The organism is Nostocoides veronense (assembly GCF_039531185.1).
Classification (GTDB): Bacteria; Actinomycetota; Actinomycetes; order Actinomycetales; family Dermatophilaceae; genus Nostocoides_A; species Nostocoides_A veronense.
The window spans coordinates 47,435-58,692 of the sequence record NZ_BAAAPO010000023.1; the positions used below are offsets into that span (position 1 = coordinate 47,435).

Sequence of the window (11,258 nt, forward strand, 5' to 3'; positions counted from 1 at the left end):
TTCCGGCATCCGGAACACCCAACGAAGTTCGCCCACGCAGTGCGTGGGACCCACGCTCGTCCCGCCCACGCAGAGCGTGGGACCCAGCTCCGATACTTCGCGGGGACCCCGTCCGCGACTTTCGCAGATGGTTCTAGGTCAGGGCGCGGCGGCGGATGTCTTTGCGTTTGGCGGGTGGGGCGAGTTCGATCTCGGCGCCGAGCACGTCCACGCCACCTGGGTGGGCGACGACCGGATTGAGGATGATCGAGGCGATCTCGGGCAGGTCGTCGCACATCATCGAGACGCGGGCGATGACATCGGCGAGGGCAGCGCGGTGCACCGGGGGCGCGCCCTTGTAGCCCTGCAGCAGCGGCGCCGCCTTGATCGAGTCGATGAGTTCTTGGACATCGACATCATTGAGCGGCGGGATGGCATAGCCGATATCGCGCAGCAAATCCCGTGACGGCCCCGCGACCGCGAAGGTCACGACCGGGCCGAAGAGCGGATCCTCGGTGCCCGTGACGACGGTCGAAACGCCCGAGTGCGCCATCCGCTGAACGGCGAATTCCGCGAGGTCGTATGCCGCGAGCCGGTCCACCAAGGAGTCGTAGGCCTCGCGCACTGCCGTCGCATTCCCGAGATCGACGCGCACGCCTTGCAGCGTCGACTGTCCGCGCACGATCGGCGAGAGGGACTTCACGACGACGGGATAGCCGAGGCGATCCGCCGCGGCGACCGCTTCGTCGGCCGTGCGGACGATGACCCGCGACCAGAGATCGATGCCATAGGTGGCAAGCGGGCGTTGGGCGTCTTCGTGGCTGAGGTGCTCTCCGCCGGGATGTTCCGCGAGCTCGGCGTCGATGACCGAGTGCGCCCCCGCCCGGTCAATACCGCTGCGGGACAAGGGTTCTCCCTTGTCCTTTCGTCGCCATTCCGCATAGCGCGTCGCCGCCGCCAGCGCCCGGACGGCGTCCTCGGGCGTCATATAGAGCGGCAAATCGCGCGTGGGTTCGGGGATCTGGTCTCCATCGGAGACCTCGGAGAGCCGGTGCTCACCAAGCGGCCGGGCCGCGACACCGCGGGCGCCGATCATCGTCGCGACGACGGTCTTGTCCGAGCCGTCCGCCAACTCGTGGATCATGGCGATCGCCTCGGCCTCCGAACGCCGAAGCGGCGGCGTGAAGCAAATGATCACGGAGTCGGCATCCTTGTCGGAGAAGGCTTTTCGCAGCTTCTTGGCGAAGCGATCGAGCGGCGCCTCGGCATCCACGCTCGTCGGACCGTGCGTGATGATCAGGCCGTGACTCTCGGCGACCTGCGCCGTCAGCGCCGACAACTGCACCGAGTTGCCGACAATCGCGACCCGCCGACCCGCCGGCTCGGGCTGGTGAATGAGCACCTGCGCGACATCGAACATCTGGTGGATATCGTCGACGTGCACGACACCGGCCTGGGCGAGCATCGCGGTGAAGGCCACCGGGTCGACTTGCGCCTGACGGACCCGATGTCCTGGCGGCACACCATATTTCGAGGCTCCCGCCTTGATGACGATGACCGGTTTGGACATCGCCAGGCGGCGCGCGATCCGCGAGAACTTGCGCGGATTGCCCATCGATTCCAGATAGAGCCCGACCGCGCGGGTGCGCTCGTCGTCGAGCCAGTACTGCATGAGGTCATTGCCCGAGACGTCGAGCCGGTTGCCCGCGGACGCAAAGGTCGAGATTCCGAGGGAGCGACGGGTCGCGGAGTCGAGGACCGCGACCCCGAGCGGGCCGCTCTGCGCGAACAGTCCGAGATGCCCCGCCGGCACCATGCGCGGCGCCAGGGAGGCATTCATCCGGACATCGTCGGCGGTATTGATCAGGCCGAAGGAGGTCGGTCCGACGATCCGCATACCGCTATCTCGAGCCAGGCGCAGCATGCGCTTCTCGAGCTTCTGACCGTCCTTGCCCGACTCCGCGAAGCCCGCCGAGAGGATCACCAGGCCGTGCACCCCGGCGGCGGCGCAATCCTCGACGACATCGAGCGCGTACTCCGGCCGCATCGCCAGGACGGCGACATCGACCTGCGCGGGGATCGCACTGACCGTGGGATGACTGGGGATGCCGAGGACGTCTTGGACGGCCGGGTTCACGGCATACAACTGCCCGGTGAAACCGCCATCGCGCAGGTGCCGCAACACTTCTCGGCCCACCGAGCCGGGAGTGCGCCCGGCGCCGACGACCGCGATGACCTTCGGCGCGACCAACGCGGAGATGCTGACCGATTCCGCGCGGTGCTCGCGCGCGAGCCGCACCGATTCCGACTTCTCGGTCGGCTCAATGTCGAAGTGCACCTGGACGATGCCGTCCTCGACGCGGCGAGCCACGACATATCCCGCATCGGCGAAGACCCGCAGCATCTTCTGGTTCTGCGGGAGCACCTCCGCCTCAAAACTGGTCAGCCCCATATCGCGCGCGATATCGGCCAGATGCTCCAGCAGCACCGAGCCGATGCCGCGGCCCTGGAAGTCGTCGCTGATATTGAACGCGACCTCGGCCGAGTGGGCGTCGATGCGGTCATACCGCCCGATGCCGATGACCTCGCCGCGGTGGGTGACGACCAAGGCAACCCGGTCGCGATAGTCGACATTGGTGAATCGATGCAGGTCACGGGAAGACAACTCGCGCAAGGGGGCGAAGAAGCGCAGGTAGATCGACTCGTCGGACTGCCGGGAATGGAAGCGCTGCAGGGCCTCCTGATCGGAGGGCAGGATCGCTCGGACGTGCCCGACCGAGCCGTCTCGGAGCACGACATCGGCTTCCCATTCGGTGGGATAGCCCGGCGGGAGCGCCTCGACCTCGTCCATGCCTCCAATATTCCAGACCCGCCCCGTCCGGCCCAGCACCGCCCCGGCTTGGCAGACTCAGGCCGTGGATCTCGCCCGCCTGGTCCGCGGCCGCCGGATGACGCGCCGCTTCCGCCCCGACACCGTCGTGCCGGACGACATCGTGCTCGACCTGCTTGACCTGGCCGGCCGCGCGCCGAGCGCCGGCTTCTCCCAGGGCTGGGAGTATGTCGTGCTCCGCGCCCCGCACGAACGGGAGCTTTTCTGGGCGGCAGCAACGCCCCCAGCCGCTGCGGCCACCGGCGATGACTGGCTGGCCGGGGTCCGCGCCGCCCCCGTCCTGGTCCTGGCGTATGCGGACGAGCCGGCCTATCGCGCCCGCTACGCCGAGCCGGACAAGGCCCGGCCGGGCGCCGACCCGTCCGATCAGGACTGGCCGGTCCCCTATTGGCTGACGGACACCGCGATGGGCGTCATGCTGCTCCTCCTGGGCGCCCGCGAGGCCGGCCTTGATGCGCTCTTCTTCGGCGTCCCGGGGTCCCAACACGGGGCCGTGAGCAAGGCGCTCGGCGTCCCCGACGGCCTGGCGCTGGTCGGCGTGATTGCCCTCGGGCACGAGGAACAGCGCGTCGGCGGCTCGGCCCGCACCCGGCCGCGGCGCACCGTCGAGCAGTTCACTCATTGGGGTGCTTTCGGCGCGCCCCGCGCCTGACCCTGGCGGCCGGTCGGCGAGAATGCCAGGCAGACCGGCCCCGTCGCGAGCCTGCCCGGTCGGCGCCCGAGCAGGGCGTCGCGGGCGGCATACGGGGCATCCGCGGAGCACGAGAGGCGAAGGACCCACATGGCCACCGATGACGGCAGCCCCCAGGACCCGGGCAACGACGGCCGCATCGTCGACATCGATGTCAGTGAGGAGATGCGCAATGCCTTCCTGGAGTATTCCGTCTCCGTCATTCACTCGCGCGCCCTGCCGGACGCTCGCGACGGCCTGAAGCCGGTCCAGCGCCGCATCCTGTTTTCGATGCACGAGCTCGGGCTGCGGCCCGACCGCGGGCATGTGAAGTCCAGCCGGGTCGTCGGCGAGGTCATGGGCAAGTACCACCCGCACGGCGACCAGGCGATTTATGACGCCCTGGTCCGGATGGCGCAGCCCTTCTCGATGCGCCTGCCCCTGGTCGACGGGCACGGGAACTTCGGCTCCCTCGACGCCGGGCCGGCCGCCTCCCGCTATACCGAGGCGCGCCTCGCGCCTGCCGCCTTGCTCATGGTGACCGGACTCGATGAGGAAACCGTCGATGAGGTCCCCAACTACGACGACCAGCTGATGCAGCCGGAGGTGCTGCCCGCGGCATACCCCAACCTGCTGGTCAATGGCACGACGGGCATCGCCGTGGGCATGGCGACCTCCATGCCCCCGCACAACCTCATCGAGGTCATCTCGGCGGCCCGTCACCTCATCGCGCACCCGTCCTGCAGCCTCGATGACCTGATGCGTTTTGTCCCCGGTCCGGATCTGCCCGAGGGCGGGCGGATCGTCGGGCTCGACGGGATCCGCGAGGCCTATCTGACCGGCCGCGGCACCTTCCGCACCCGCGCCACGGCCAAGATCGAGAAGCTGACTCCCCGCAAGATGGGCATCGTCGTCACCGAACTGCCTTATCTCGTCGGGCCGGAAAAGGTCACGGCCAAGATCAAGGAACTCGTCCAGGCCAAGCGCCTCAGCGGCATCAGCGACCTCAAAGACCTCACCGACCTCAAGAACGGCCTGCGGCTGGTCATCGAGATCAAGAATGGCTTCAACCCCGAGGCGGTGCTCGAGCAGCTCTACAAGCTGACGCCACTCGAGGATTCGTTCGGCATCAATAATGTTGCGCTCGTCGGCGGCCAACCGCGCACGCTCGGGCTCAAGGAACTGCTCGAGGTCTTCGTCGACTTCCGCATCTCCGTGGTGCGGCGGCGCACCGAATACCGCCTCGGCAAGCGCCGCGACCGGCTGCATCTCGTCGAGGGCCTGCTGATCGCCATCGTCGATATCGACGAAGTCATCGCCCTGATTCGCTCCTCCGACGACACGGCGATGGCGCGCCAGCGATTGATGCAGGTCTTCGATCTCAGCGAGAAGCAGGCCGATTACATCCTCGAACTGCAGTTGCGGCGCCTGACCAAGTTTTCCCGGATCGAATTGGAGGGCGAGCGCGACGAGCTGCGCGCGCAGATCGAGGAGTTGGAAAAGCTGCTCGGCGAGGACGATGCGCCGCTGCGCAAGCTGGTCTCGGCCGAGCTCGCCGAGGTCGCGAAGTCCCATGGCACCCCCCGGCGCACCGTGCTCTTGGAGTCGGCGGGCACGCCCGCGACGGCCGCCCCACTGGAGGTTGCGGACGACCCGTGTTGGGTGCTGCTGTCGGCGTCCGGGCTCCTGGCGCGCACCGCGAGCGCCGATCCGGTTCCCGCGGAGGGTGGGCGCAGCAAGCATGACGCGATCGTCGGCGCGGTCCGCACGAGCGCCCGCGGCCAGTTCGGCATCGTCACCTCAGCCGGCCGGATGGTGCGCGTCTCCGCCCTCGACCTGCCCACCCTCGTCCCGACGAGCGGCGCCCCGAGCCTGGCTGGTGGCACCCCGGCCAAGATGTATGTCGATCTGGCCCGCGGCGAGCGCATCCTCACCCTCGCCGGGGTCACCCCCGACTCCCCCACGCTCGCGCTCGGCACCGCCCAGGGCGTCGTCAAGCGCGTGACCCCGGACTATCCGCTCGGCCGCAGCGAGTGGGAGGTCATCTCGCTCAAGCCCGGCGACCGAGTCGTCGGGGCGGGGCCGGTGGGCTCCGAGGGCGACGATCTGGTCTTCATCACCGCGGACGCGCAATTGCTGCGTTTCCCCGCCTCCGCCGTGCGCCCGCAGGGTCGCGCCGCAGGGGGTATGGCGGGCATCCGGTTGGCCGCGAAGGACAGCGTCATCTTCTTCGGGGTTCTTGATCCGGTCGGGGAAGCCGTCGTCGTCACCTCCTCGGGGGCGGCCGATGCCCTGCCCGGCACCCAGGCCGGAACCCTCAAGGTCACGCCCTATGCGGAGTACCCCGCCAAGGGCCGCGGCACCGGGGGTGTCCGGGCGCATCGCTTCCTCAAGGGTGAGGACCTGCTCATACTTGCGTGGGCGGGCAACACCCCGGCCCGGGCCAGCGCGGCCAATGGCGCAGCCATCGAGTTGCCGGAGGCGACGGGGAAGCGCGATGGTTCGGGCCTGCCGGCCACGGCGATCATCGCGGCCGTGGCGAGTCCGGTGCGCACCGGCGCCCTTGCGGGCGAGCGCGGGTCGGCCGACACTGGCGGTGATCCCGATGCCGACGGGAGCCGCGCCGAGGAGGATCCCGGAACGTCATGACCACCATCGCCGATGTCGCCAAACGCGCCGGGGTGTCGGTCGCGACCGTGTCGCGCACCTTGCACCACAGCGCCAAGGTGGATCCGCGCACCCGCGAGCGGGTCCTCCAGGCGGCATCGGAGCTGGAGTATGTCGCATCCCCCACCGCCACCTCGCTCGCCTCGGGTCGCACGCGAGTCATCGCCGTCGTCGCCCCGATGATGAGCCGGTGGTTTTTCGCCTCCATCCTCACAGCGATCGAGCAGTCGCTGCGAGAAGACGACTATCACGCGCTGCTCATGGTGCTCGAGGACCAGCCGACCGAGGGGCACTCACGGCTGGCGCCGGAGATGTTCGCCAAGCGTGTCGATGGGATCGTCTGGCTCAATGTTCCGCTGAGCTCGCAGGAGGAGGATTTGATGCGGCGGCTTGCGTTGCCGATGGTGTGCGTGGGGGCGCCGATCGGTGAGACACCGACCGTGATGATCGATGACCGGCGGGCCGCCCGCGCCGGGGTGGAGCATCTGTTGGCGCTGGGCCACCGACGGATCGCCTTCGTCGGCACCGCCGTGGAGTCGATCGCCCACATGAGCACGCCCGCGGCGCGCGGTGACGCTTTCCGCGAGGCACTGATCGAGGCTGGTCTTCCGGTGCGGGAGGACTGGGTGCTCGACACCGACTGGACCGCCGATGCTGCGGCCGCCATGGTCGAGCCGATCCTGCGCGGCCCGGACCGACCCACGGCGGTGCTGGCCGCTTCCGACGAGATGGCGATCGGGGTGGTGGGCGCCGCCCGGCGGCTGGGACTGCGCATACCCGAGGATCTCTCCCTGGTCGGCATCGATGACCACACCTTTGCCGCGGCACTCGGTCTGACCACGGTGCGCCAGGATGTGCCGGCTCAAGGCCGGGCCGCGACCAGCCTGTTGCTCTCCGCAATCGAGCAGGGCGCCGACCACCCGCCGGCGACCCGCATCGAGTTGGGCACCGAGTTGATCGTGCGTGACACGAGCGCCCCGCCATCATCCTGATCCCAGCGCACGCCGAGATCACAGCGGCCGGGGCGGTCAGCATGCTGATGACCGCCCCGGCTGATGCTGTTGTTGTCTAGTTGGTCGTGTCCATGTCGATGTCGAGATCCTCGGGGTCGCGCAGGAAGGTGCGCTTGCCGTAGACACCGCGATTGACCGCCCAGGTCACTGCCCACAGGATGATGCCCAGGGCGAGGAGGTAGCCGGCGATCTTGTACTGCTCCTGCTGGGCTTCGCTGCGCGCCCACGGGCCCGCGAGGAAGGCGCAGGTGATCGCGCCGATGATGGGCAGGATCGACGGGGCGACAAAGTGTTTATGCCCGACCTTGTCCTTGCGCAGGAACAGCAGCGCGATATTCACCATCGTGAAGACACAGAGCAGCAGCAAGGCTGTTGTGCCACCGAGCAGGCTGACCGTGCTCGCGCCCTCCTTGCTGCCATTGGCCCGCACGACATAGGTGATCAGCCCGAAAGCGATGGCGGTGGTGAAAATGATCGCCGCCCACGGCGTCTGACGGCCGTGATGGACCTTGCCGAGGAAGGGCGGCAGGACCTCTTGCTTGGCCATGCCATAGAGCAAGCGGGACGCCATGAGCATGTTGATCAGCGCCGAATTGGCGACGGCAAACATGCCGATGAAGGGGAAGATCTTGTCGAAGGGGAAGTTAGGCGCGCCCGCCGCAACCACCTGGGTCAGGGCCGACCCTTCGCCCGGGTCCGAGAGCTTCTCGACGGGCACGAGGGCCACCGCGGTCAGGGATACCAGGACGTAGATCGTGCCGGTGATGCCAAGGCCGGTGAGCATCATGCGCGGGAAGTCGCGGATCGGGTCCTTGCACTCCTCGGCCATATTGACCGAGTCCTCGAAGCCCACCATCGCGAAGAACGCGAGTGACGTCGCAGCGGTGATGGCGAAGAAGGTGGACTTGTCACTGGGGCTGTCGAAAATCATCGTGCGCGAGAAGTCGGCCTTGTCCTGCGTGACGGCATACAAGCCGATAAAGATGACCAGCAGCAGACCGGACAGCTCGACGAGCGTGAGCACGACATTGGCCTTGACGCTCTCGCCGACGCCACGGAAGTTGATCGCGGCGACCAGCGCCATGAAGCCCAAGGCGATCAGCAGCAAAGGCGTCGAACCAGCCGCCCAATCGTCATTCTTGCCGAAGGCATCGCGCAGGAAGCCGGCGAAGGCGTTGGAGGCCGTCGACGCCGAGGTGATACCTGAGCACATGACAGTGAAGGCGACGAGGAAGGTCACGAAGTGGATACCGAAGGCTTTGTGCGTATACAGCGCCGCGCCAGCGGCTTGGGGGTACTTCGTCACCAGTTCCAGGTAGGAGAAGGCAGTGATGGTCGCCACGACAAAGGCCACGAGGAAGGGCGCCCACGCTGCGCCACCCACCTCGCCCGCGACCGAGCCGGTCAGGGCATATACGCCGGTGCCGAGAATGTCCCCAACGATGAACAGCAGCAACAACCTGGGTCCCATGACCCGCTTGAGTTCGGTATGCCCTGCGGCGCTCGTGGACTCCACGGTCTGGCTCATCACGGTGCTCCCTTCGACACGAATCAGCTCCGGACGACGCCGTCCGGTTGGGAGCCAGAATGTCAGCTAAGGCTCACCTGATGTGATGTACCGCACCAGATAGTTACCACTTTGGTCTCTTTGCGCCCCGTGCGCCCCACCTGCCACACCGTGCAGCTGGGTTCGCCGCGACTCTCAGGCGTCGATGCGCTCGCGGTCTAGGCGGGCCGCACCGGTGACGATGAAGTCGCGGCGGGGCGCGACCTCATTGCCCATGAGCAACTCGAAGGTCTGCATGGCGTTCTGGGCGTCCTCGGCGGTGACCCGCCGCAGGGTGCGGTGCGCCGGATCCATCGTCGTGGACGCCAGTTGGACCGCGTCCATTTCACCGAGGCCCTTATAGCGCTGCAGGGGTTGCTTGATTGTCCGATTGCGCTTGGTCAAGGCGGCGACGGTCGAGCGCATCTGCGCCTCGGAATAGGTGTAGATCAACTCGTTGGGCTTGCTGCCGGGGTTGACCACTTCGATCCGATGCAGCGGGGGGACGGCGGCATACAACCGGCCGGCCTCGACGAGGGGGCGCATATAGCGGAAGAAGAGCGTGATGAGCAGGGTTCGGATGTGGGCGCCGTCGACATCGGCGTCGGTCATGATGATGACCTTGCCGTAGCGGACCTGCTCGACATCGAAGGTGCGCCCCGAGCCCGCCCCGATGACCTGCAAGATGGCCGCGCACTCGGCGTTCTTGAGGGTGTCCGCGACCGACGCCTTCTGGACATTGAGGATCTTGCCGCGGATCGGAAGCAGGGCCTGGAACTCGCTGGAGCGCGCGAGCTTGGCCGTCCCGAGCGCGCTATCGCCCTCGACGATGAAGAGTTCGGTCTTGGTGATGTCATTGCTGCGGCAGTCGGCGAGCTTGGCCGGGAGCGTCGAGGATTCCAGGGCGTTCTTGGCCCGCTGCGTTTCCTTGTGCAGCCGCGCGGAGATGCGCGACTTCATCTCGGCGACAACCTTTTCCAGGAGCAACGCGCCCTGCTGCTTCTCGCCCTTCTTGGGGTTCTCGAAGCGCTGCGTCAGTTCCTGCTCGACGACCTTGGCGACGATGGCGCGCACGGCCGGGGTGCCGAGCACCTCCTTGGTCTGGCCCTCGAACTGCGGCTCGGCAAGGCGCACGGTGATGACCGCCGTGAGGCCGGCCAGGATGTCGTCCTTGTCGACCTTGTCGGTGCCGACCTTCAGACGCCGAGAGTTGACCTCCAATTGCTTGCGGAAAACCTTGAGCATCGCCTGGTCGAAACCGGTGATGTGGGTGCCGCCCTTGGGGGTGGCGATGATGTTGACGAAGGATGCGATGAGGGTGTCGAAGCCGGTGCCCCAGCGCAGCGCGATGTCGACGCCGCATTCACGCTCGACGTCGGTGGGCGTCATATGGCCCTTGGCGTCCAGTACCGGCACGGTCTCGACGAAGGTGCCACTGCCCTGCAGACGCCAGATGTCCGTGACCGGCGGGTCGGTGGCGAGGAAGTCGGCGAATTCGCTGATGCCACCCTCGTGGTGGAAGACCTCTTCGTGCAGGCCATCGGCGCCGCGTGTGCCGGGCAGGCCGCGTTCGTCCCGGATGACGATCTTCAGACCGGGAACAAGGAAGGAGGTCTGCCGGGCGCGGGCCCGCAGGGCCTCGTCGTCGAACTGGGCGTCCTTGATGAAGATCTGCCGGTCGGCCCAGTAGCGCACGCGAGTTCCGGTGCGGGCGCGCGCGACCTTGCCGGTGATGCGCAGGGTGGGGGTCTCGTCAAACGGCCGGAACGGGGAGTCCGGGTCGGGGCTGTCCTGGTCGGCGAAGACCCCCGGTTCGCCACGGCGGAAGCTCATCGCGTGGGTTTGGCCGCCGCGGTCGACGGCGACATCCATGCGGGCCGAGAGGGCATTGACGACGGAGGCGCCGACGCCATGGAGGCCGCCGGATGCGGTGTAGGAGCCGCCCCCGAACTTCCCGCCGGCGTGCAACTTGGTGTAGACGACCTCGACACCGGTCAGGCCAGTCCGAGGCTCGATGTCGACGGGCACGCCGCGGCCGTTGTCGCCGACCTCGACGGAGCCATCGGCGTGCAGCGTGACCGTGATCGTGTCGCAGACACCGGCGAGCGCTTCGTCGACGGAATTGTCGATGATCTCCCACAGGCAATGCATCAGGCCGCGGCCGTCGGTGGACCCGATGTACATGCCCGGGCGCTTGCGAACCGCCTCCAGGCCCTCGAGGACCTGCAAGTGATGAGCGGAATAGCTGGTGTTGCGTGCGGCGCCCGGCACTGGTCGGGTCCTTCCTTGTCGTGATCGGTCTTCACCGTAACCCGGGGCACTGACAGCCCGCCTTTACCGGATTGCGACGCGCCGCACCGCGATACCGGCTGGTTCGGGAACGATTCCTCGTGTTTGACTGTTGCACCGATCGACGCCGGTTCACCGGCGTCACTCGATCTGCACCACCGGCCCTCGCGGGCTGAAAGGAAGGTAACCGTGAACGCGGCACTG

At 67.6% G+C, this 11,258-nt stretch carries 6 protein-coding genes; 3 read left to right on the forward strand and 3 right to left on the reverse strand.

Annotation, left to right across the window (positions count from 1 at the left end):
* Positions 1 to 133: 133 nt before the first annotated feature.
* Complete coding sequence (locus tag ABD225_RS07250) at positions 134 to 2,830, reverse strand: bifunctional acetate--CoA ligase family protein/GNAT family N-acetyltransferase (RefSeq protein ID WP_344082975.1); 2,697 nt, start codon at positions 2,828 to 2,830, stop codon at positions 134 to 136.
* Positions 2,831 to 2,894: 64 nt separating this feature from the next.
* Between ABD225_RS07250 and ABD225_RS07255 the strand changes: the two genes are divergently transcribed.
* The 3 genes from ABD225_RS07255 to ABD225_RS07265 all read left to right on the forward strand — a co-directional run bounded on the left by ABD225_RS07255 (position 2,895) and on the right by ABD225_RS07265 (position 7,198).
* On the forward strand, positions 2,895 to 3,521 hold the full coding sequence (locus ABD225_RS07255; RefSeq protein WP_344082977.1) for a nitroreductase family protein: 627 nt from the start codon (positions 2,895 to 2,897) through the stop codon (positions 3,519 to 3,521).
* Positions 3,522 to 3,650: 129 nt separating this feature from the next.
* Positions 3,651 to 6,188, forward strand: coding sequence for a DNA gyrase/topoisomerase IV subunit A (locus ABD225_RS07260; protein WP_344082979.1), 2,538 nt, complete (start codon positions 3,651 to 3,653; stop codon positions 6,186 to 6,188).
* The gene (locus ABD225_RS07265; RefSeq protein WP_344082981.1) at positions 6,185 to 7,198 is read left to right on the forward strand and encodes a LacI family DNA-binding transcriptional regulator; all 1,014 of its coding nucleotides are present in this window, start codon (positions 6,185 to 6,187) and stop codon (positions 7,196 to 7,198) included. The genes ABD225_RS07260 and ABD225_RS07265 overlap by 4 nt, the downstream gene beginning before the upstream one ends.
* A 76-nt stretch (positions 7,199 to 7,274) precedes the next feature.
* Here ABD225_RS07265 and ABD225_RS07270 read toward each other — a convergent pair whose 3' ends face one another.
* Positions 7,275 to 8,747, reverse strand: coding sequence for an APC family permease (locus tag ABD225_RS07270; protein ID WP_344082983.1), 1,473 nt, complete (start codon positions 8,745 to 8,747; stop codon positions 7,275 to 7,277).
* A gap of 174 nt (positions 8,748 to 8,921) precedes the next feature.
* Entirely contained in the window at positions 8,922 to 11,036 is a 2,115-nt protein-coding gene (locus ABD225_RS07275) for a DNA gyrase/topoisomerase IV subunit B (protein ID WP_344082985.1), read from the reverse strand.
* Positions 11,037 to 11,258 lie beyond the last annotated feature (222 nt).

Excerpts from the sequence above, each read along its gene's own strand:
- ABD225_RS07250 (WP_344082975.1), bottom strand. The coding sequence starts at position 2,830 with ATGGACGAGGTCGAGGCGCTCCCGCCGGGCTATCCCACCGAATGGGAA.
- ABD225_RS07260 (WP_344082979.1), top strand. The coding sequence starts at position 3,651 with ATGGCCACCGATGACGGCAGCCCCCAGGACCCGGGCAACGACGGCCGC.
- ABD225_RS07265 (WP_344082981.1), top strand. The coding sequence starts at position 6,185 with ATGACCACCATCGCCGATGTCGCCAAACGCGCCGGGGTGTCGGTCGCG.
- ABD225_RS07270 (WP_344082983.1), bottom strand. The coding sequence starts at position 8,747 with ATGAGCCAGACCGTGGAGTCCACGAGCGCCGCAGGGCATACCGAACTC.